The sequence below is a fragment of the Sphingomonas sp. BK069 genome (genome assembly GCF_014193405.1).
Taxonomy (GTDB): Bacteria; Pseudomonadota; Alphaproteobacteria; order Sphingomonadales; family Sphingomonadaceae; genus Sphingomonas.
On sequence record NZ_JACHZH010000003.1, the window covers coordinates 211,953 to 232,188 of the forward strand.

The 20,236-nt window shown below is 70.8% G+C and carries 19 protein-coding genes and 1 tRNA gene; 3 read left to right on the top strand and 17 right to left on the bottom strand.

The annotated features are described in order from the left end of the window. Positions 1-2 precede the first annotated feature (2 nt). From FHY02_RS12270 to FHY02_RS12345, 16 genes are all read right to left on the bottom strand, one after another. Positions 3-812: a protein-glutamate O-methyltransferase CheR gene (locus FHY02_RS12270; RefSeq protein WP_260172888.1), complete on the bottom strand. Its 810-nt coding sequence runs from the start codon at positions 810-812 to the stop codon at positions 3-5. A 92-nt stretch (positions 813-904) separates the two neighbouring features. Further along, positions 905-2,590 carry a methyl-accepting chemotaxis protein gene (locus tag FHY02_RS12275; RefSeq protein WP_183922405.1) on the bottom strand — a complete coding sequence of 562 codons (1,686 nt, stop codon included), beginning with the start codon at positions 2,588-2,590 and terminating at the stop codon, positions 905-907. A gap of 91 nt (positions 2,591-2,681) precedes the next feature. After that, positions 2,682-4,736, bottom strand: a complete 2,055-nt coding sequence (locus FHY02_RS12280; protein ID WP_183922407.1) for a methyl-accepting chemotaxis protein — start codon at positions 4,734-4,736, stop codon at positions 2,682-2,684. A gap of 117 nt (positions 4,737-4,853) precedes the next feature. Then, on the bottom strand, positions 4,854-5,345 hold the full coding sequence (locus FHY02_RS12285; RefSeq protein ID WP_183922409.1) for a chemotaxis protein CheW: 492 nt from the start codon (positions 5,343-5,345) through the stop codon (positions 4,854-4,856). Further along, on the bottom strand, positions 5,342-7,126 hold the full coding sequence (locus FHY02_RS12290; RefSeq protein WP_183922411.1) for a methyl-accepting chemotaxis protein: 1,785 nt from the start codon (positions 7,124-7,126) through the stop codon (positions 5,342-5,344). Before FHY02_RS12290 ends, FHY02_RS12285 begins: the two co-directional genes overlap by 4 nt. 100 nt (positions 7,127-7,226) lie before the next feature. Continuing rightward, positions 7,227-7,757: a chemotaxis protein CheW gene (locus tag FHY02_RS12295; protein WP_183922413.1), complete on the bottom strand. Its 531-nt coding sequence runs from the start codon at positions 7,755-7,757 to the stop codon at positions 7,227-7,229. Continuing rightward, the gene (locus FHY02_RS12300) at positions 7,754-9,742 is read right to left on the bottom strand and encodes a chemotaxis protein CheA (RefSeq protein ID WP_183922415.1); all 1,989 of its coding nucleotides are present in this window, start codon (positions 9,740-9,742) and stop codon (positions 7,754-7,756) included. Before FHY02_RS12300 ends, FHY02_RS12295 begins: the two co-directional genes overlap by 4 nt. Then, on the bottom strand, positions 9,739-10,107 hold the full coding sequence (locus FHY02_RS12305) for a response regulator (RefSeq protein WP_183922417.1): 369 nt from the start codon (positions 10,105-10,107) through the stop codon (positions 9,739-9,741). Before FHY02_RS12305 ends, FHY02_RS12300 begins: the two co-directional genes overlap by 4 nt. Further along, positions 10,104-10,415 carry an STAS domain-containing protein gene (locus FHY02_RS12310; protein ID WP_183922419.1) on the bottom strand — a complete coding sequence of 104 codons (312 nt, stop codon included), beginning with the start codon at positions 10,413-10,415 and terminating at the stop codon, positions 10,104-10,106. Before FHY02_RS12310 ends, FHY02_RS12305 begins: the two co-directional genes overlap by 4 nt. 413 nt (positions 10,416-10,828) lie before the next feature. Beyond that, entirely contained in the window at positions 10,829-11,026 is a 198-nt protein-coding gene (locus tag FHY02_RS12315) for a Trm112 family protein (RefSeq protein WP_183922421.1), read from the bottom strand. Then, entirely contained in the window at positions 11,023-11,646 is a 624-nt protein-coding gene (locus tag FHY02_RS12320) for an LON peptidase substrate-binding domain-containing protein (RefSeq protein WP_183922428.1), read from the bottom strand. Before FHY02_RS12320 ends, FHY02_RS12315 begins: the two co-directional genes overlap by 4 nt. Continuing rightward, entirely contained in the window at positions 11,643-12,539 is an 897-nt protein-coding gene (locus FHY02_RS12325) for a tetratricopeptide repeat protein (protein WP_183922957.1), read from the bottom strand. The genes FHY02_RS12320 and FHY02_RS12325 overlap by 4 nt, the downstream gene beginning before the upstream one ends. 288 nt (positions 12,540-12,827) lie before the next feature. After that, positions 12,828-13,679 carry a TorF family putative porin gene (locus FHY02_RS12330; protein WP_183922430.1) on the bottom strand — a complete coding sequence of 284 codons (852 nt, stop codon included), beginning with the start codon at positions 13,677-13,679 and terminating at the stop codon, positions 12,828-12,830. 166 nt (positions 13,680-13,845) lie between these two features. Beyond that, positions 13,846-15,399: a SulP family inorganic anion transporter gene (locus FHY02_RS12335; protein WP_183922432.1), complete on the bottom strand. Its 1,554-nt coding sequence runs from the start codon at positions 15,397-15,399 to the stop codon at positions 13,846-13,848. Between the two features lie 213 nt (positions 15,400-15,612). After that, a complete protein-coding gene (locus FHY02_RS12340; protein WP_183922434.1) occupies positions 15,613-16,926 on the bottom strand; it encodes an ATP-binding protein in 1,314 nt (437 codons plus the stop codon). Positions 16,927-16,937: 11 nt separating this feature from the next. Then, positions 16,938-17,648, bottom strand: coding sequence for a response regulator transcription factor (locus tag FHY02_RS12345; protein WP_132908299.1), 711 nt, complete (start codon positions 17,646-17,648; stop codon positions 16,938-16,940). A 159-nt stretch (positions 17,649-17,807) separates the two neighbouring features. On the opposite strand from FHY02_RS12345, the gene FHY02_RS12350 reads away from it, so the two are divergent. After that, positions 17,808-17,882: transfer RNA gene (locus FHY02_RS12350), tRNA-Gly, on the top strand. A gap of 224 nt (positions 17,883-18,106) precedes the next feature. Here the strand turns inward: FHY02_RS12350 and FHY02_RS12355 are convergent. Next, positions 18,107-18,466, bottom strand: a complete 360-nt coding sequence (locus tag FHY02_RS12355; protein WP_260172873.1) for a cupin domain-containing protein — start codon at positions 18,464-18,466, stop codon at positions 18,107-18,109. A 230-nt stretch (positions 18,467-18,696) separates the two neighbouring features. On the opposite strand from FHY02_RS12355, the gene FHY02_RS12360 reads away from it, so the two are divergent. Both FHY02_RS12360 and FHY02_RS12365 read left to right on the top strand, forming a co-directional pair. Further along, positions 18,697-19,410: an HPP family protein gene (locus FHY02_RS12360; RefSeq protein ID WP_183922436.1), complete on the top strand. Its 714-nt coding sequence runs from the start codon at positions 18,697-18,699 to the stop codon at positions 19,408-19,410. Then, positions 19,407-20,216 (top strand): DUF72 domain-containing protein, encoded by an 810-nt coding sequence (locus FHY02_RS12365; RefSeq protein ID WP_183922438.1) that lies wholly within the window; start codon positions 19,407-19,409, stop codon positions 20,214-20,216. The genes FHY02_RS12360 and FHY02_RS12365 overlap by 4 nt, the downstream gene beginning before the upstream one ends. The last annotated feature ends 20 nt before the right edge of the window (positions 20,217-20,236 follow it).

Consider the following 20,236-nt stretch of genomic DNA (forward strand, 5'->3'; position numbering starts at 1 on the left):
GCTCACGCCCGCGCGAACACGGTGCCCGCGACGGGCACCAGGGGGAGATCGAACCCGGCGATGGACTCGCTGTGGCCGAGGAACAGCAGCCCGCCCGGCGCGAGGCAGTCGGCGAGTCGGCGCACTACCGCGACCTGCGTGTCGCGCTCGAAATAGATCAGCACGTTGCGGCAGAAGATCAGGTGCATCGGCGCGCCCACCGGATAATGTTGGTCGATCAGGTTGAGCGGCGCGAAGCCGATCGCCGCGCGCAGCTCCGGCGCGATGCGCAGCTCCTCGCGGCCGTCGAGTGCGTGATGGAGATAGCGCTGGCGCAACAGCGACGGCACCGGATCCAGCTGCGCGGTCGGGAACACGCCGCGGCGCGCCACGGCCAGCACCTCGGTGTCGAGGTCGGTCGCGAGGATGCCGTAATCGGGCCCGCCGTGATCGATCGCGAAGGAGTCGAGCAGCATCGCCAGCGTATAAGGCTCCGCCCCGGTCGAGCAGCCAGCGCTCCAGACGCGGAGCCGCGGCACGCCGGCGTCGCGCAGCCGCGGCAGCACCTCGGCCTGAAGATAGTCGAAGTGGCGCGGCTCGCGGAAGAAGTCGGTCTTGTTGGTGGTCACGGCGTTGAGCAGATGCTCGCGCTCGGCCACCAGGCCGCCGCGCTCGAACAAGGTGGCGCAATAGTCCGTCAGGGTTGCGTGGCCAGTGGCGCGGACACGGCGGCGCAGCCGTCCCTCGAGCATCGTCGTCTTGCCATCGGGCAGCCGGATACCCGACTGCACGAGAATATACGCGCTCAGTCGAGCGAAGTCGCGGCGGGACAGCCGGTCATCCGGTGTGGGAAGCGGTGCGATCTTGCCGACACGACCCTCCGGCCGCGGCGCGGCGAGGCATTTCGACGACCGGTTCGGCGCGGTCATGCGGGGAACACGCGCTCGACACCGCTGCCCGGTCCGTCGGCCAGCGCGATGGCGACGCCGCGGGGCGGCACGGCGGCCCGCAGCGCTCGGCTCACCATGGAAGGCTTCGGTCCGGCCGCGCGCTCGCGGCGTCCCACCTCTGGCCGAGCCGCCCCCGACCCGGCAGTCGTGAAGAAGGCGATCTCGCGGGTGAGGCGTTCGGCCTCCCCGGCGAGCAGTTCGGCGGTGGCGGAGATCTGGTCGGAGGCCGTCGCATTCTGCTGCGTCACCTGATCGAGCTGCTGCATCGCCAGGTTGATCTGCGCTGCGCCGAGATCCTGCTCGCGGCACGCGGCGCTTATTTCCGCGACCAGATCATAGGTACGGCGGATATCGGGTACGAGCCGCGCGAGCATGTCGCCCGCCTTCGTCGCGGCGGCAGCGGTCTCGCCCGACATCGCCCCGATCACCGAGGCCGCGGCCTCGCTGCGCTCGGCCAGCTTGCGCACCTCGGCGGCGACCACGGCGAAGCCGCGGCCGTGCTCGCCGGCGCGCGCCGCCTCGACCGCGGCGTTGAGCGCGAGCAGATCGGTCTGGCGCGCGATCTCCTGCACGATGTCGATCTTCGCCGCGATGGTGCGCATCGCGCCGACCGCGTCGCGGACCGCCGCGCCGCTCTCCTCCGCGTCGCGCGCGGATTGGCGCGCGATCGATTCCATCTGCGCGGCGTTGTCGGCGGTCTGGCGGATGTTCGCCGCTATCTGCTCCATCGAGGCGGACGCCTCCTCTGTCGCTGCTGCCTGCTCGGTCGCGCCCTGCGACATCTGCCCCGACGCGGCGGAGAGCTGTTGGCTGTTCGCCGCGACCTGCTCCGCGGCCCGCCCCGTCGCCGCGATCGTCTGGCCGAGCAGCCGCGCCATGTCGTTGACGTGATCGGCGACCGCGCGGATCTCATCGTCGTGGCGGGTGGTGATGCGCGCGGTCAGGTCACCCCGCGCGATCGCCGCGACTCCCTCCCGGATCAAGCCGAGTCCGTCGCTGATCTGGCGCGAGATCCACACCGCGCCGATGAGCGCGCTCAGCAGCGCCGCACCGGCGGCGATGAGCAGCAGCCAGCGTGCTCGATCGAAGACCAAGTCGGTTTCCTGATCGACCGCCTGCATTCGGTCGCGTTGAAGCCGGACCAAGTCCGCCAACACATGCGTCAGTTGCTTGGTGGCGCGCTGACCTTCCGCCGCGCTCAACGCCCCCGCCTGCCCGTCGCGGCCGCTCATGCCGAGCGCACGGATCTGCTCGTCGAGGGGCTTGTAGCGCTCCCACTCCGCCCGCGCCGCGCGCCAGAGCGGCGCCCCCTCCGGTGAGGCATGCGCGGTGCCGTCGTCGAGCAGAGCATCGATCTTGCCGGCCGCGGCTAACGCCTCCTGATTGTCGCGCTGCTCGACATCCTTGTCGTTCGACTGGATGACGCCCTCCTGAGCATTCAGCAGGCGCCCGAGTTCGCCGTCGAGAGTGAGCGCGCGCTCGAGTTGTCGCGCCGGCCCGGTGATCACCTCACTGATCGCCGTGTTCAACATCGTCAGCCGTGACACGCCGACGGCGACGACGCTCCCGAGCAGCGCGATGATGATCCCGAACGTCAGCGCCAGCTTCGACTTTATCGTCGCACGCATACCCAATTCCACGAGCAGAGGCTCGACCGTCATGGCGGCGCGATCGTCGCCTCGGTCCGAGGTGTTGAAGAGCGAGGCGCGGACGAGCCGGTCCCCGCCCCTTTATATGACGACGCCGCACGACTTATCCGGCTTCCGGCGCGCTGTTATCGCCGGCGAGGTCGAGTGCCGAACCGCGCGCCTGACGGAGCCGGTCGACGAGCGCGCCTGCCTTCAGCGAGCGCTTCGATCGCGCCGTGGGCGCTGCCCCAGTCCGCGCGAGCACCGCCGGCTCGCTACCTGGGGCTGGCCGCACGGCCGTGTCGACGCGCGTGACCGGCGCCGATCCGGCGGCGTCGACTCGGAAATAGCCGAGGTCGCGACGCAGCGCGTCGGCCTCGGCAGAGAGCGCGTCGGCGGTCGCCGCGATCTGCTCGGCGGCGTTGGCGCTCTGTTGCGTCACCTGATCGAGCTGCTGGATGGCGAGGTTGATCTGTCCGGCACCGAGATCCTGCTCGCGGCACGCCGCGCTGATCTCCGCCACCAGCTCGGCGGTTCGGCGAATGTCGGGCACGAGGCGGCCGAGCCTCTCACCGGCAGCGGTCGCGGCCTCGCTCGTCTCGCCCGACATCGCACCGATCTCCGCCGCCGCGTCTTGGCTGCGCTCGGCGAGCTTGCGCACTTCGGCCGCCACCACCGCGAAGCCGCGGCCGTGCTCGCCCGCGCGCGCCGCCTCCACCGCGGCGTTGAGCGCGAGCAGGTCGGTCTGACGCGCGATCTCCTGCACGATGCCGACCTTCTCCGCGACCGCGCGCATCGCCCGGGTCGCCATCTGCACCGCCGCGCCGCTCGCCTCCGCATCGATGGCCGATTGGCGGGCGATCTTCTCGGTCTGCGCGGCATTATGTGCGTTCTGGCGCGTGTTGCTCGCCATCTGCTCCATCGCGGCGGACGCTTCCTCCGCCGCCGCGGCCTGCTCGGTCGCCCCCTGCGAGACCTGCTCGGCGGCGCCGGACAGCTGCTGGCTGTCGCCGGCCACGCGCTCGGCCGCGTTGGCGGCATGGCCGACGATCGTGCGCAGCCGCTCGATCATCGTCGCCAGCGCGCGGCCGAGCTGATCCCGCTCCGAGCGCGGGCGATGATCGACGGTGAGATCGCCCGTCGCCACGGCCTCGGCCAGTGTCGCGGTGGCGCGCAGCCCGGCCAGCATGGTCACCAGCGCCTGGCCGAGCATGTCGGAATCCGACTGTGGCGTCGGCTGGGCGGTGAGTTCGCCGCCGGCGACCTGATCGGCGATCCGCGCGATCACCTGCATGTTGCGGCGGATCAGGTCGATGTCGTCGGCGAGCTGGTCGCTGAGGCCGCCGTAGCGCCGCGCCACGCCGACCTTCGTCTCGCCGACCGATACCGCGCGCAGCGTCGCCGAGACGGCGCCGATCGCTTCCCGCACCGCCCGCACACTGCCCTGCATCTGCCCGATCTCGTCGCGGCGCCCGGTGTCGATCGGGTCGGCGATCGTCGCCAGCTCCTCCTGCACCGCCGTGACCGGACGCGCCAAGGTGCGCGACAGCACCACGACGACCAGCAGCGCCATCAGCGCACTGGCGAGCGCGCTGGCGAGTATCTCGAGCGGAACGACGACGAAGAGAGTGTCTTGCTGGCGACGCCGCTCGGCGCGCAGGGCGCGAAGGGCGTTGGCGACGGCGCCGTAGCGCGTGCGCAGTTCGTCAAACAGGCGCTTGCCGGCGCCGCCGCGCTCGATCGCGCGGGCACGCTCGCGCGTGCGGGGGTCCGCCATCAGCCGGATCCCGGGCTCCGCGACCGTCTCGCGCCACCGAGCTGCCGCGCCGCGCACGCTCTCCACCTGCGCCCGCAAGGCCGCCACGCCACCGGCGTCGGACAGAGCGGCGAGCGAGGCGCGATCCAGGTCGGTGCCGCCGCGCTGATAGGCATCAAGAAAGCCCGGATCGGCTGCGAGCAGATAGCCGCGATAGCCGGTCTCCTGATCGGTCACGGCCTGCATCATCTCCGAGACGTCGCCGATCAAGACGGAATAGCGACGGTTCTCCTCGCCGATCGTGCGAGCTCTCATTGTCTGAACGAACACAGCGGCGTCACCGACCAGCGTCAGCAGCAGGATGGCGCCGATACCGGTAAACAGCTTGCGCGCGATGGGAAGGTCTTCGATCAGTCGCTTCATTCGATCGGCTCCGCGGCGGGGCGACCGGCGATGGGCCGGAATGCTTCCATGATAGAGGGCCGCCTCGCCCACCCGTCCGCGTGCGAGCGAAGTCATCACCGTTCCTCGCGCCGGAGATCAGCTGTCCTCCGCGGTATCGATCAGCAGCTCGGCGTCCGCGTGGCCCGAGAAGATGCTGGCGAGATCGAGCAGGATGGCGAAACCGCCGTCGCGGCGCAGCACGCCGCGCAGATGCTCGGCGCGCCAGCGCACGCCCAGCTCGGGCGGCGGCTCGATCGTCGCGGCGGCATAGCTGCGCACGTCGAGCACGCGATCGACCGTGAGCCCCAGCGTCACGATCGCGGCGCGCTCGGCGAGCGTCACCTCCACGACCAGCACGCGCGTCGTCGGCGTGACGGTGACCGGTGTCAGCCCGAGCCGCAGCCGCAGATCAATGACCGGCACCGAGGCGCCACGCACATCGGTGAGGCCGAGCAGCCACGCCGGGGCATGGGGCACGCGGAAAGGCGCGTGATGGTCGAGGATCTCGCGCACCGCGCCGACCGGCAGCGCGAACTGCTCGTCTCCCAGCGCGAAGACAACGACCTGGAGCTCGCCCGCCGCGCTCATGCCGCGCGACCGAAGTCGGCGTCCTCACGATCGGGACCGCCGCTGCTGAGATCGAGCGCGAAGCCGCGCGACCGTGCCGGCTCACCGGCGCGACGCGACGGCGTGGCTGCCCGCGACGGCGGCGCGGCCGCTGTGCGCGCCGTGCGGCGCGGTGTGCCCGCGCTCGGCCGCTGTTGGTCGGTGCGAAAGAAGCCCATGCTCTGCTGGAGCTCCTCGGCCTGGCCAGCGAGTTCGTCGGCGGTGGTGGAGATCTGCTCGGCCGCGCCGGCATTCTGCTGGGTCACCTGATCGAGCTGCTGGATCGCGAGGTTGATCTGCCCGGCGCCGAGATCCTGCTCGCGGCACGCCGCGCTGATCTCCGCCACCAGTTCAGCGGTGCGGCGGATGTCGGGCACCAGCCGGGTGAGCATCTCGCCCGCCGCGCCCGCCGCCGCGACCGTGTCGCTCGACATCGCGCCGATCTCCGCCGCGGCGGCCTGGCTGCGCTCGGCGAGCTTGCGCACCTCGGCCGCCACCACCGCGAAGCCGCGACCGTGCTCGCCGGCGCGCGCCGCCTCCACCGCGGCGTTGAGCGCGAGCAGGTCGGTCTGGCGCGCGATCTCCTGCACGATGCCGATCTTCTCCGCGATCGTGCGCATCGCCCCGACCGCTCTTTGCACCGCCGCGCCGCTGGCTTCGGCATCCTGCGACGACTGGCGCGCGATCTTCTCGGTCTGCGTAGCGTTGTCAGCGTTCTGTTTGATGTTGGCCGCCATCTGCTCCATCGACGCGGACGCTTCCTCCGCCGCCGCGGCCTGCTCGGTCGCCCCCTGCGACACCTGCTCCGAGGCCGAGGAGAGCTCCTGACTGCCGCCCGCGACCTGCGCCGCCGCGCCGTTCACGTTTCCGACCACGTCGCGCAGCCGCGCCACCATCGCCACCATCGCATGGCCGAGCCGGTCGCGCTCCGACAGCGGCACGTGCTCCATCGTCAGGTCGCCACGCGCGATCGAGTCGGCCAGCGCCGCGGTGCCGCGCAGATTGGCGGTCATGCGGTTGACCGCCTCGACCAGATCGCGGATCTCGTCGTTGCCGGAGACTCGCACGTCCTGGTCGAGGTCGCCCAGCGCCACCGACTCGATCGCGGTCGAGGCGGCGCGCAGCCCGCGCGATACCAGCAGCGCGATCCACACCGCCCCCGCTATCGCCACCAGCAGCGCCACCGCAGCGGTCGCCATCAGCATCCAGCGCGACTGGGCGTAGAGCGCGTCGGTGTCCTGTTCGGCGCGCTGCATCGAGGCGCGGTTCGCGGCAACCATTTGGTCGCTCGTCTGGGTGATCTCGTCGCCGAGCCTGAGCGCCGTGCCGAGCGACAGTCGCGCCGCCTCCGCGTTCTGATTGGCGAGGGCGAGTGCGCGGATGCGGTCGTTGACCGCCTTGTACGCGGCCCATTGGTCCTGCAGCTGACCCCAACGCAGCTTGTTCTCCTCCGAGGCATTGGCCATCCCCTCGGCCATCAGCCGCTCGACTCGTGCGCGATCCTGGCCGAGCCGCTCGTCGAACGTACGCGTCAGCGCGTCGTCGGTCGTCATCGCCATGTTCTTCTCCATGCGCATCACGTCGCCCAGCGCATCGTTGAGCGCGAGCGAGCGCAGCGCGCGCTTGGTCGGCCCGTCGAGCACTTCGGCGATGGCGGTGTCGAGCGTCCCCATCCGCGTGATCGCGACGCCGACGACGGCGAGCAGCAGCAGGGTCAGCAGGGCAAAGGTGACGATGAGTTTCAGCTTGATCGTGGCACGCATCACTGGGGTCCTCGGTAAGAGGGTCGGTACGAAATGACTGAATATGCCGGTCCGAAGGAACCGGTGGTCGCCAGATGAAGACGCCGCGGCGCCGCCCAGCTCATTCTCCGATGCCCGCGCCCGCGCCGTCGAACGCCGGGGCGAGGATGGCAGCGAGGTCGGGCAGCACGATCACGTCGTCGCCCGAGCGCACCAGCCGCCGTACATAAGCGCGCGGCCAGCGCACGCCGACGCTCGGCGCGTCCTCGCTGTTCGCCTCGGCGAATGTCACCACCTCGTGGACGCGATCGGCGCGCAAGCCGAGCAGCAGCGTCTCGTCGTCGAGCGTGAGTTCGACCACGACGAGGCGGCTCTCCGCGGTGGGCGGCGCGGCGACCATGGCGAAGGCCGCGCGGAGGTCAGCCACCGGCACGATGCGGCCACGGTGGTTCACCACCGTGTCGACCAGCGCGGGAGCGCCGGGCACTTTGGTCTCGGGCAGCAGCTCGACGATCTCTCGCACCAGCGTCGCCTCGATCGCGAAGCGCTCGCCGCCGAGATCGAAGGTGAGCACCTCGAGTTCGCCGTGCGCGTCCCAGGCGATCGCTGCGACGCCTTTGACCGCTTCGCCGCCGGTGGAGTGCGCGCTCATGCCGCCTGCTCCATCGCCGCCTCGATCTGCTGTCCGCGCGCGACCAGTTGCGCGACATCCAGGATCAGCGCGACGCCACCGTCGCCCAGGATGGTCGCGCCCGAGAAGGAGCCGATCCCGCGGTGGAACGGCGAGAGCGCCTTCACGACCGTCTGATGACTGCCGACGATCTGATCGACCACCAGCCCGACGCGCTCGCGCCCGGTCGCGACCACCACGATCTTCTGAAAGGCACCGGGCGGAGCGTCGCTGGCGAACAGCTCGCGTAATCGCAGGAACGGCACGAGCCGATCGCGCAGCGTGATCAGACTGCGGCCGAGCGACCGGCGGTCCTCCTCCGCGGAGAGCTCGAGGCACTCCTCCACCGTCGCGAGGGGAATGACATAGCGCACCGTGCCGACGCGGACGAGCAGCCCGTCGATGATCGCCAGCGTCAGCGGGATGCGCAGCGTGATCGTGGTGCCGGCGCCCTCGGTGCTCACCAGCTCGATCGTGCCGCGCAGCCGCTCGATCTCGCGCTTGACCACGTCCATGCCGACGCCGCGCCCGGAGAGGTTCGTCACCGCGGCGGCGGTGGAGAAGCCGGGATGAAAGATCAGCGCGAGCGATGCCGCGTCGCTGAGCACCTCGCCGGGCTGGACCAGCCCACTCGCCTCGGCCTTGGTGCGCACGCGCGCGCGACTGACGCCGCGACCGTCGTCGCTGATCGTGATCACCGCCGCGCCGCCCGCCTGATGCGCCGCGAGCCGGATCGTGCCGGTGTCGCCTTTGCCGACCGCGATCCGCTCGTCCGGCGGCTCCAGCCCGTGATCACAGGCGTTGCGGAGAATATGGACGAGCGGGTCGAACAGCCGCTCACCCACGCTCTTGTCGATCTCGGTCGACTCGCCCGTCGTCTCGAGCGCGATCGCCTTGCCGGTCTCGCGCGCGAGATCGTGCACCAGCCGGCGGAAGCGACCGAACAGGCTCGCCACCGGCACCATCCGCAGCACCATCATCGTGTCGCGCAGCTCGGCGGCGAGCCGCTCGACCTCCTCCGCGACCGAGCGTAACGGCAGGTCGTGGCGGTCCCCGGCGAGCTGGCTCAGCCGGCTCTGCGCGATCACCAGCTCGCCGACCCGGTCCATCAATGTATCGAGCCGCGCCGCGGGCACGCGGACCAGCTCGCCCTGTGCGACACGGGCGCGGCGCTCGCCGAACGTGTCAGGCGCGGGCTGGTCGAACGCGGATCGGTCGGGCTCGCGCGCCGATTCGGGCACCGGCGCCGCCTCGGCCGCGGTGATGGCCGCGTCGGCTGGCGCGAGCGGCGTCACGCTCAGCTCCATACCGTCGAGCACGAAGAGGAACACATCATCGATCGCGGCGCGCGGCACGTCGCCGCGCAGCTCCGCGTCCCAGGCGACCAGGCAGTCGCGCTCGGCGAGCTGGTCGAGCGGCGGTATCGTGTCGCGCCGCGCCGTCACGGTGCAATCGCCGAGCGCGCGCAGCTCGTCGAGCAGCGCGAGCGCGTTGGTGCCGTGCGCCAGCGCCGCCCGCGGCAGCCGGAACGACAATCGCCAGCCGGCGGTAGCCGCCTCCCGCCCCGGGGATCGCGGCGGCGCGGCAGGCTCGGTCGCGGGAGCGTCTACCGCGGCGGCGAGCCGCGCCAGGATGGCCGCTCCGTCGTTCGGCACGGCGTCGCCCTCTACTAGCGCACGCATGTGGTCGCGCGCGGCGAGCACGGTGGCGACCAGCTCGAGCGTGGCGCGGGCGCGCCCCTTGCGCACCCGGTCGAAGGCGCTCTCGATATGGTGGGTGAAGGCGGCGAGCGCGTCGAAGCCGAACATCGCGCCCGAGCCCTTGAGCGTGTGCAGCCCGCGGAACACCGAGTCGATCAGCGCGGCATCGTCCAGCCGGTGACTGAGGTCGAGCAGCGCCTGCTCGACCTGGTCGAGCAGCTCGCGCGCCTCGACTCGGAAGGCGGCGGTGGGGTCCTCGATGCTCATCGCCCGAGCACCTTCTGCACCACTCGGATCAGCTGCTCGGGCTCGAACGGCTTGACCAGCCAGCCGGTCGCGCCGGCGGCCTTGGCCTGCGCCTTCACCTCCGCGTCCGATTCGGTACTGAGGAAGATGATCGGCACGCCCGTCTGCGCGGGCTGCTCGCGCAGTGCGCGGATCATGCTCAGCCCGTCCATGTTGGGCATGTTGAGATCGGTGACGATCAGGTCGAAGCGGGTCGCCGCCGCCTTGGCCAGCCCATCCGCGCCGTCGCACGCCTCGGTCACGGTATAGCCCGCCCCGGTCAGCGCGATGCGGATCGCCATGCGCAGGCTGGCGCTATCGTCGACGGTCAGGATCGAGGCACTCATCGCGGCGGGTCTCCGTGGAACCAGAAATCATGGTCGGTGGCGTCGAAGCCGGAGGTGAAGCCGGCGCGCTCGAGCGCCCTCGCCAGAACGGCCCCGGCCGGCGCGGCCAGCGTGATGTCGACGCCGTCGCGCGACGCCTGTCGCCGCGCCGCTTCGACGACCTGGAGCAGCGCGAGATCGGGGGTGGCGACATGGGTGAGGTCGAGCCGTATCGAGCCGCCGCGCGAGAGCGCCTCGCGCAGGGCGGCGGCGAGCCGGTCGATGGTCGCGAGCGAGAGGTCGCGCTCCGCCACGATCGCGGTGGTCATTTCGATCAGATCCTCGTCCAGACACCATCTCGCGTCGGCCCCGCGAGGGCCGGACACAGCGCACGCGTCGCCTCGCCGCTCCCGAGCAAGGGAGCAGCGCGCCGATACCCCGCGCGATGGCCTGGCGTGCGACCGATCATGGGCGCTTCGCTGCGGGTCGTCATCACGTCCGATCTTCTCCCCTGAACCATCGACAGACGCGCTATCCGGCGGCATCGATGAAACAGAAGCTGACGAACGTGCTGAGCACGTGCCGTTTACGGCATATTAGCTAGCGATGGGGAGGCCGATCTATACTTCGTCACCGATCTGGGTCAGTGCCGATAGTCGTCGGCAGGACGCCGGAGTATCAAGATCAGGCCGATAGGGAGCAGGTAGCATTTCACCAGAACGGGTCAACTCGTTGCGATGATCTACTTCCCATCATCGAGCGGCACCGCCGCCTCGACAAGGAGCACCGGCACGCCGTCGCGCACCGGATAGCCGCGCCGCGCCGCGTCCGACACGAGCAGTCCGCGCGCGGCATCGTAGCGCAGCGGCGTGCGCGTCGCCGGGCACACGAGCCGCGCCAGCAGCCAGTCGTCGAGGATCGGCGGCAGCGGGGCGCTCACTGCAGCGTCACCCGGTCCTCACCGTCGTGGCGGCCGAAGAACTGCATCAGTTGCACCAGAAGCTCCGCGCGATCGGCGATGCCGTCGGCCTCGAGCAACGCCTGTTTGGCCGCCACGTCGAAGGGCACGATCTGCGCGATCCCGTTGACCAGGCTGGTGTCGTCGAGCCGGCCGACCGCCTTCCAGTCGACCGCATAGCCCTGCACCGCGGCGAACCGCCGCGCCTCCAGCTCGAGCGACGAACGCTCGCCGAGCGACAGTGTCTCGTCCGGCGGCGACGGCAGCAGCTCCGCCTCGATCTGACGGAACGGCGTCGTCACCTCGATCTCGCGCACCAGGCGGAACAGCGAGAGGCCCTGCAGGATCAGGTTGTAACGACCGTCATCGAGCGCCTCCACCTCGGCGATGCGGCCGACGCAGCCGATCTCGAAAAGCCCGGGCCTGCCGCGATCCTCACTGTCGGGGCGCGGCTGGATCATGGCGATGCGGCGGTCGCGCGCCATCGCGTCGGACACCATCGCGCGGTAGCGCGGCTCGAAGATATGCAGCGGCAGGTGCAGCTGCGGGAACAGCAGCGCGCCCGGCAACGGGAAGATCGAGAGCCGCGTGGTCTCGCTCATCCGAACAAGGTCGCCGACAATTTGCGCCGCTGCGCGGAGACCCATGGATCCTCGAGCCCGACCACCTCGAACAGCTTGAGCAGCTGCTGACGCGCCGCCCCCTCGTTCCAGTCGCGCTCGCGCGCGACGATCGACAGGAAGCCGCCGGCCGCGGCATCGCGATCGCCCGCGGCCATCCGCGCGTTGGCGAGGTCGTAGCGCGCCTGGAGGTCGTCCGGATCCGCCGCCACCGCGGCCTCGAGCGGGGCCAGATCATCCACCGCCGGCGCGGAGCGCGCCAGTGCCAGCGCCGAGCGCGCGCGCGCGACGTCGGGCAGGGCCGCGACCTCCTCGGGCAGCGCGGCGATCGCCGCCTCGGCCTCGTCCACCTCGCCGGCGGCGACCAGCGCGCGGATCCGGCCCGACAGCACGCCGGGATGGTCGGGTGCCATATCGGCGAGCTGGTCGAAGATCGACAGCGCGCGTGCCGCGTCGCCCTCGGCGAGCACCTGCTCGCCCATCGCGATCAGCGGCTCGAGCTCGGCCTCCTGCTCCTGCGCCTCGCCCGCGATCGGCAACTGGCGCAGCAGCTGGTCGAGCGTGGTGCGCAGCTGCGACTCGGTGCGCGCGCTGGTGAGATCGGCGACGAGCTGCCCCTGGAACATCGCGTAGACGGTCGGGATCGAGCGGATCTGGAACTGCGCGGCGATGAACTGATCCTTGTCGGTGTCGACCTTGACCAGCAACACGCCCTTGTCGGCGTAATCGGCGGCGACCTTCTCGATCACCGGCCCCAGCGCCTTACACGGCCCACACCACTCGGCCCAGAAATCGACGATGACGAGGTGGGTCATCGAGGGTTCGACGACCTCGGACCGGAAGCGCTGGACGGCTTCCTTCTCTGCCGGTGACATTCCTAGCGTGGCCAAGGGGCGCTCCTGCGATTGCTGGGGCCCTTATGTGGGAAGGCCGCAGGCGATACAAACCCCCCGGCAGCATGATGGGCCTCATGAGCGGCGCTGGTCGGATCGCGGCGAGCCTGCGGCCCGGTCGGAAGAGCGTGCGATCTTCCTCCTCCTCGACGGATCATCCTCGATTTGTCTCAGGATCCACGGTGCCGCAGGCGCCTGACAGTGCGCGCGCGCGCGACGGTGGATCCTGAGCGAGGTCAGGATGACTTCATCGAAGCGCCGGGGCCGCCCTCAGAACGCCGCGGTCAGTGACACCACCACGGTGCTGCCCGCGATCGTGCCGGTGCCGTCCTGCCCCTTGCTGAAGCTCGGCTGGAGATAGGCCGCCTCGCGGTCGGAGATGTTGGTGTCGATATAGGCGACGCCCAGGGTCAGCGGCGTGGTCGGGATCGCATAGTCGGCGCCGAGCATCCAGTCGACATACTCGCCGGTCGGCGCGACGCTGGTGGCGAACGGCCCGAGGCCCTTGTTGCCCTTGGAGGCGCCGATATGCGCCTTGGCCGTCAGCCCGGTGTTTGGGATCGCCGCGGCGACATCGCCCCAGACGTAGAGGTTGTCGTTCTTGTCTCCCGGACGATCGTACACGCCATTCGCCGCCGAGGTGCCGTTAAGATACCAGGAGCCGAGCGCCTCCTGCTTCGGCGCGTAGGCGACGCCGGCGGTCAGCGAGGCCGGGCCGAGCGTGCCCGACAGCTTGGCATAGGGCTCGATGAAGTCGGTGTTGTCGAAGCCCCCGGGGTACATGTACCAGGTCGCGCCGACGTCGAGCGTGCCGCCGCCGACCGGGAACTTGTAGCCCGCGATCAGGTCGAGCTCCATGTTGGCCCCGCCGAACGTGCCCCAGCCCGCGAGATTCGACCCCCAGGTGCCGATGTAGACGCCGCTCTCGTGCGCGATGGTGAAGCCCCCCTGCACCGCGAGGTTCTCGTCGGACTGTGACACGCCGCGGAAGCGATAGTCGCTGACGAGGCCGACCGAGCCGGACACGGTGACGGGTTTGGGCGGCGCGGTCTCCTGCGCGGCGGCGGGGACAGCGAGGCCGGCGGCGAGCAGCGCCGCGGTGAGACGAAGACGATAGTTCATGGAACCTCCCTTGTGGCAGAGGCTCCTCCTGCTCGTGACCCGGGCTCGCTCTCCCCCGCGCCTCGAAAGGCGTCGGGAGGGCAGCCGCTAAGCCACCCTCCCGACCTATTCTCGCTGTATTGCCAGATTGTTTCTGCTTGATGTCAAAAGGTGCTGCTGCACCTGCTCAGTGATGATGATCCCCGAGTGTGGCGATCCTGCCACGCGCACCGGTGATCTCCACCGTCGTTCCGGCAGCACGGCGGCGCTGGAACCAGTCGCGCAGCATCTCGGCGCTGGTGTGATCGACCGCATCGAGCCGCGAGGCGTCGATGCGCACGTTGGTGCCGGCGGGCACGCGATCGAGCGTCTCGGAGAGTTTCGGCAGCGTGACGAAGGTCGCGGTACCGTCGAGCGTGATCGCGTGCGACTCGCCGTCGCTCGCCTCGAACACCTTGAGCCGGAGCCGACGCAGATGCGGCACCAGCTCCAGCATCGTCAGGCCGATGCCGACCAGCACACCGGTGAGCAGATCGGTCGTCACCACGGTCACCAGCGTCGCCGCCCAGATCAGAACCGGCAGCGCGCCATAGTCGCGGAACAGGTGGGTGGCATGCTTGACGCTCACCAGCCGCACCCCGGTCACCACCAGCACCGCGCCCAGCGCTGCCATCGGGATGGCGGTGAGCACGAACGGCAGCGCGGCGACGAAGCCGAGGATCCACACGCCGTGCAGCATCGACGACAGTCGAGTCGCCGCCTGTGCCTGGACATTGGCCGAGCTGCGCACGATCACGCCGGTCATCGGCAGCGCGCCGGCGAGCCCGCACAGCAGGTTGCCGACCCCCTGCGCGCGCAGCTCCTTGTTATAGTCGGTGCGGACGCCGTCGTGCATCTTGTCGACCGCGGCGGCGGAGAGCAACGTCTCGGCCGAGGCGATGAAGGCGATCGCCAAGGCCGCGGCGAGGATCGAGGGGTTGAGCCAGCTCGCCAGCGCCGAGGCGCTCGGCGGCGCGATCGCGCCCACGATCGAGGCGGGGACCTGGACGCGCGCGACCTCGAGCCCGAGCGTCAGCGACAGCAACGTGCCGACCACGACGCCGACTAGCGCACCCGGCAGAAGCCGCAGCGACTGCGGGCGGAACTTCTCCCAGCCGAGCATCGCCAGGATCGTCGCGACGCCGATCGCGAAGGCGAACTCGGTCGCCTGCAGGTTGCTCGACAGGCCGAACAGCCGTCCCGGCGCCGCTGCCAGATTCTGCAGACCACTCGGCAGCGGGCGATGATCGAACAGCACGTGGAACTGGCCGACGACGATCAGCACGCCGATCCCCGCGAGCATGCCGTGCACCACCGCGGGCGAGATCGCCTTGAACCAGCCGCCGAGCCGGAACACGCCGGCGACGAACTGGACCAGCCCCGCGAGGATGAGGATCGGCCCGAGCGCGCCGATCCCCTGGTCGCGCACCAGCTCGTAGACGATCACCGCGAGGCCCGCCGCGGGGCCGCTGACCTGAAGCGGCGAACCCGCGATCGCGCCGACCACGATTCCGCCGATGATGCCGGTGATCAGGCCCTTCTCGGCCGGAACGCCCGAGGCGATGGCGATCCCCATGCACAAGGGCATGGCGACGAGGAAGACGACGATCGAGGCGGTGAGGTCGCGCCCGAGGAAGCGGATCGCGGGGATCGAGACGCCGGGACGGGCGACCGCGGCGGCGGGTTGCGCGAGGCTGGCCATCACGCCGCGACCCGGCGCTGGGCGGGAGGGAAGGCCGGCCGAGACGCCGCGACCTCTCGACTGAACACGCGTCCGCTGGCGTCGTCCACGGCGGCAACCTCCTGATGAGTAATCGTCCAGGGAGTAGCGCTACGTAGTGTCCCGCGTTCGGCCGAGACGTGTCGTTGTGTTGCTCGCGCGGCCACGCGCAGCTTCCGGCCGGCACGGAGCGCCTCAGCGCCGCGACAATACGATCTCGGCGCGCAGCCCGCCCTCGGCGCGGTTGGACAAGGTCAGCGTACCGCCTTCCGCGACGACGGCAAGCTGGACGATGGACAGCCCCAGCCCGAACCCCACCGTGTCGCGCCCGCGCGCCGGGTCGAGCCGGACGAAGGGCTCGAGCACGCGCGTGAGCTGGTCGTCGGGGATGCCTGGTCCGTCGTCCTCGACGCGGATCGTCAGTGCCGCGTCGCCGGGCAGCAGCGTCAGACGCGCGCGCTCGCCGTAATGCAGCGCGTTCTCCACCAGATTGACCAGCGCGCGCTTGAAGCCGAGCCGGCGCACGCTCCACTCGCAGTGATCCGGCCCGTCATATTCGGCGTCCGCCCCGCGGTCCTGCGCGTCGTCGATGACGGTGGCGCACATCACCGCCAGGTCGACCACGCTGGTCGGCTCGGGCTCCGCCTCGCCGCCGAGAAAAGCGAGCAAAGAAGTGATCATCGACTCCATCTCGGCGACGTCGTGCGCGATCGCCTCGCGTGCCTCGAGCTGCGGCAGCGACTCGGTGCGCAGGTGCAGCCGCGCCAGCGGCGTGCGCAGGTCGTGCCCGACCGCCGCCAACGCCTGCGTGCGCCCCGCGATCAACGCCTGGATGCGATCCTGCATGCGGTTGAACGCGCCGATCACGCGGCGCACCTCGCCCGGCCCGTCTTCCTCGACGGGGACGACCTCGCCGTGCCCCACCCGTTCGGCCGCCGCGGCAAGCCGGCGCAAGGGCAGCAGCACGCGCCGCAGCAGGATCCCGCCCAGCACCATCAGCGCGATCGCGGGCACCATCGCCAGCGCGATCCGCTCGAAGGCGAGGTTGATCGTCGCGACCGGCTCGAGCGTGCGAAAATACAGCCAGCTGCCGTCATCAAGCCGCAAGCCGCCGGTCACCACCGAGCGCCGCCCCGGGGTCTGCACGCGCAGCCGGAGGTCGGTCGCGGCGAGCGAGGGCTCCCACTCGATCACCTGCCGCTGCATCTCGTCGAGCGCCGGCGCGATCGGCGGCGGGGCGGGAAGCGCCTCGCTCCAGCGCAGCGCGTAGCGGTCGGTGGTGAGCTCGGCCGCCATGCGCTCGCGCTGCGCCGCAGGGCGCTCGGCGAGCAGGCGGCGGCTGATGACGAGATGCTCGGCGAGCCGGTTCGCCTCGTCGTCGCGTACCGCGAACCGGCTGGCGCGCTCGTACAGCAGGGTGCTGGCGCCGAACTCGATCACCAGAGTCAGCAGCAGGATCGCCAACACCTGGCCGAGCAGGCCGAGCGCGGGGCGGCGCAGCGAGCGCATCCGCGCGCGGGTCAGCCGCGCTCGACCGGCGCGTTGAGCATATAGCCGACGCCGCGCACCGTCACGATCGGCGCGGGTGCGCCCGCGCTGCCGAGCTTGCGACGCAGCCGGCTGATCAGCACGTCGATCGAGCGATCCGAACTATCGCCCAGCCGGGTACGGCTGAGCTCGATCAGCCGCTCGCGCGCGATCACGCGCTGCGCATGGTCGGCGAGCACGACCAGCAGGTCGAACTCGGCGCCGGTGAGATCGACGATCGCGCCGCTGGGCGAGCTCAGCTCGCGCCGCGGCAGGTTGATCGTCCAGCCGTCGAAGGTCAGCATGCCCTGGTCGCCCGCGCCGGCGCGGCGGTCGAGCGCGGGCCGGCGCAGCACCGCGCGTACCCGCGCCACCAGCTCGCGCGTGCCGAACGGCTTGGCGATATAGTCGTCCGCGCCCAGCTCGAGTCCGACCACCCGGTCGGTCTCCGAGGCGCGTGCCGACATGAAGATGATCGGCACGTCGCTCTTCTGGCGCAGCGAGCGGCACAGGTCGATCCCGCTGGTGCCGGGCAGCATGATGTCGAGCAGTACGAGGTCCACCGGGCCTGAATCGAGCGCCAGCCACATCTCGGGTGCGGCGGAGGCGGGGCGGACCGCGAAGCCGTTCTCCTGCAGCGCGCGCGCGGTGAGCATGCGGAGCGAGGGATCGTCCTCGACGAGCAGGATCGTTGGAGCGGTCATGCCAGCGGGACCTAAGGTCAGGGCTGATCGGGGTCAATTCGCGCGTGCGGCAGAAAAATGCGGTGGTGCGTAAAAAGCTGTTGCCGGGCGTCGGGGCCGCTGCTAGTGGCCGCGCCTCACCCAGCCGGTCCTCGTCACGAGGGCGGCACAGGCGCCAGAGCGGGCGTAGCTCAGGGGTAGAGCACAACCTTGCCAAGGTTGGGGTCGAGGGTTCGAATCCCTTCGCCCGCTCCAGTCGGCCTCGCCGACGCGACACATCTCAGCGACATTCCGAAGGGCGCCAAGCCTTCATAGCGCGATCGGGGGACCGCGTCGCTCCATGCCGTAGGAGCGCCCTTGTCCTGCGAGTAGCCGCCCGGCGTGAAGCCGAGCTGTTCCCAGGCGTTGAAGAAGGCCTCCATCTTGCCCGCGGGTGCGTAGCTCAGCAGCAACCGCCCCGTCCCTGCGCCGACGAACGTTCAGGCATGCGGCACCCCGCGCGGACCCAGGATACAGTCGCCCGTGCCGAGCGGGAACCGCTGATCGCCGACCTGGACGACATAGTCGCCTGCCAGGACGTAGAACAGTTCATCCTCGCCGTGATGGACGTGAAGCGGCGGTCCGCCGCGGCGCTGCTTAGCCTGCTCGACGACGAACAGCGCGCCCCCGGTCTCCCGGGTCACCACCTTGTAGGTGGTGGCGCTCACACCGATCCGGTGCGGCCGACCGTCATGGTCACTGCCCGCCCGCACCGCCCCAGCCGACGCCGGCGTCGCGGCGCCTGCTGGCTCGCCGAGCGACGTACTGCCGACCAGCGTGGCCAGCGAAAACCCCAGCATCGTCCGGCGTTCCATACGTCTCCCCTCCCGCTAGTAGTCGACCACGCGAAGGTGCTGGGCCGACTCGTCGGTGATGTCGGAGCCTGAGCGTATCACGGCGCCGGTCTTCGCTGGTCGCGCGATGATTTTACAGTCCGAGCGGGCGCCCGGCCGCGGCGCGGACGGGCGAATGATCGGCCGGGGCGGGGGTGAATTGACGTCATGTGCGTGCCACGCCACACCGTCGCGCGATGCCGTCACGCCTCTTCAAGCCCCTGCTCTCCGGCGCACACTTCCGCGAGCGGCTGATCGCCTGCGTCGGCGCCGCGATCGGCATCGCGCTCACCGCTTTGGTCTGTGCCGTGCTGCCGCTGGAGCGCGCCGACCTGCCGCTGATCGTCGCGCCGCTCGGCGCCTCCGCGGTGCTGGTGTTCGCGGTGCCGGCGAGCCCGTTGGCGCAACCCTGGCCGGTGATCGGCGGCAACACGCTCTCCGCGCTGGTCGGCGTGGCGGTGTACCGGCTCGTCCCCGGCACCGCGCTCGCCGCCGGCGTGGCGGCGGGCAGCGCGATCCTGGTCATGTCGCTGCTGCGCTGCCTCCACCCGCCCGGCGGCGCCGCCGCGCTCACCGCGGTGATCGGCGGCCCGGCGGTGCATGCCGCGGGCTTCGGCTTCGCGCTGCTGCCGGTCGCGCTCAACTCGCTGACGCTGGTCGGCGCGGGTCTGCTGTTCCACCGCGCCACCGCGCGCTCCTATCCGCATCGCGCCGCCGCCCCGGTGTCGGCGGGGCTCCACGCCGCCGACATCGACGCTGCGCTCGCCGACCTGCACGAGACGTTCGACATCGCCCCCGAGGATCTCGACGCCCTGCTCACCCGTGCCGAATGGCATGCGGCGCAGCGCCGCGCCGCGCCGGCGACGGCCGGCTCGACAGCGCGCGCGCGACGCGGCACGCCGGTGGCATGACAAGTACGGCACCCATCCGAGTCGGCATCGGCGGCTGGACCTACGAGCCGTGGCGCGGCACCTTCTATCCCGAGAAATGGCCGCACAAGCGCGAGCTGGACTATGCCAGCCGCCACGTCACCGCGATCGAGGTGAACGGCACCTTCTATTCCTCGTTCAAGCCTGCCACCTTCGCGATCTGGAGCGACGCCGCGCCCGAAGGTTTCGTCTTCGCGCTCAAGGCGTCGCGCTACTGTGTCACGCGCAAGGTGCTGGCTGAGGCGGGCGAGTCGGTGCAGCGCTTCGTCGGCCAGGGGATCACCGAGCTGGGCGACAAGCTCGGCCCGATCCTGTGGCAGATGGCGGCGACCCGAAAGTTCGACGCCGACGACCTGCGCGCCTTCCTCGCGCTGCTGCCGGCGAAGCAGAACGGGGTCGCGCTGCGCCACGCGGTCCAGGTGCGGCACGAATCGTTCGCGAACCCTGAATTTGTCGCATTGTGCCGCGCCGCCGGCGTGGCGATCGTCTACGGCGACTCCGCAGACTATCCCGCGCTCGCCGATCTCTCGGGCGACTTCGTCTACGCCCGGCTGGAGGACGCGCGCGAGGAGGAGCCCGCGGGCTATGCGCCGGCCGCGCTCGACCGCTGGGCGCAAGTGGCGCGTGACTGGGCGGCGGGGAAGAGCCCCGACGGGCTGCCCTATGTCGCCGAGCCGGCACCGGTGCGGCCGCGCGACACGTTCGTGTTCATGATCAACGGCGCCAAGGTGCGCGCGCCGCATGCCGCGATGGCGCTGCTCAACCGGCTGGGGTGGACCCCGGCGTAGCGCGAATGTTGCGAATGTTG

What these genes read in the sequence shown, in the direction of transcription:
- FHY02_RS12290 (WP_183922411.1), bottom strand. Translation starts at nt 7,126, where the DNA reads ATGCGTGCCACGATCAAGCTGAAACTCATCGTCACCTTTGCCCTGCTG.
- FHY02_RS12320 (WP_183922428.1), bottom strand. Translation starts at nt 11,646, where the DNA reads ATGAGCGAGACCACGCGGCTCTCGATCTTCCCGTTGCCGGGCGCGCTG.
- FHY02_RS12280 (WP_183922407.1), bottom strand. Translation starts at nt 4,736, where the DNA reads ATGAAGCGACTGATCGAAGACCTTCCCATCGCGCGCAAGCTGTTTACC.
- FHY02_RS12340 (WP_183922434.1), bottom strand. Translation starts at nt 16,926, where the DNA reads ATGCGCTCGCTGCGCCGCCCCGCGCTCGGCCTGCTCGGCCAGGTGTTG.
- FHY02_RS12365 (WP_183922438.1), top strand. Translation starts at nt 19,407, where the DNA reads ATGACAAGTACGGCACCCATCCGAGTCGGCATCGGCGGCTGGACCTAC.
- FHY02_RS12305 (WP_183922417.1), bottom strand. Translation starts at nt 10,107, where the DNA reads ATGAGTGCCTCGATCCTGACCGTCGACGATAGCGCCAGCCTGCGCATG.
- FHY02_RS12275 (WP_183922405.1), bottom strand. Translation starts at nt 2,590, where the DNA reads ATGACGGTCGAGCCTCTGCTCGTGGAATTGGGTATGCGTGCGACGATA.
- FHY02_RS12355 (WP_260172873.1), bottom strand. Translation starts at nt 18,466, where the DNA reads ATGCTGGGGTTTTCGCTGGCCACGCTGGTCGGCAGTACGTCGCTCGGC.
- FHY02_RS12345 (WP_132908299.1), bottom strand. Translation starts at nt 17,648, where the DNA reads ATGACCGCTCCAACGATCCTGCTCGTCGAGGACGATCCCTCGCTCCGC.
- FHY02_RS12330 (WP_183922430.1), bottom strand. Translation starts at nt 13,679, where the DNA reads ATGAACTATCGTCTTCGTCTCACCGCGGCGCTGCTCGCCGCCGGCCTC.
- FHY02_RS12360 (WP_183922436.1), top strand. Translation starts at nt 18,697, where the DNA reads ATGCCGTCACGCCTCTTCAAGCCCCTGCTCTCCGGCGCACACTTCCGC.
- FHY02_RS12300 (WP_183922415.1), bottom strand. Translation starts at nt 9,742, where the DNA reads ATGAGCATCGAGGACCCCACCGCCGCCTTCCGAGTCGAGGCGCGCGAG.
- FHY02_RS12335 (WP_183922432.1), bottom strand. Translation starts at nt 15,399, where the DNA reads ATGGCCAGCCTCGCGCAACCCGCCGCCGCGGTCGCCCGTCCCGGCGTC.
- FHY02_RS12295 (WP_183922413.1), bottom strand. Translation starts at nt 7,757, where the DNA reads ATGAGCGCGCACTCCACCGGCGGCGAAGCGGTCAAAGGCGTCGCAGCG.
- FHY02_RS12325 (WP_183922957.1), bottom strand. Translation starts at nt 12,539, where the DNA reads ATGTCACCGGCAGAGAAGGAAGCCGTCCAGCGCTTCCGGTCCGAGGTC.
- FHY02_RS12285 (WP_183922409.1), bottom strand. Translation starts at nt 5,345, where the DNA reads ATGAGCGCGGCGGGCGAGCTCCAGGTCGTTGTCTTCGCGCTGGGAGAC.
- FHY02_RS12310 (WP_183922419.1), bottom strand. Translation starts at nt 10,415, where the DNA reads ATGACCACCGCGATCGTGGCGGAGCGCGACCTCTCGCTCGCGACCATC.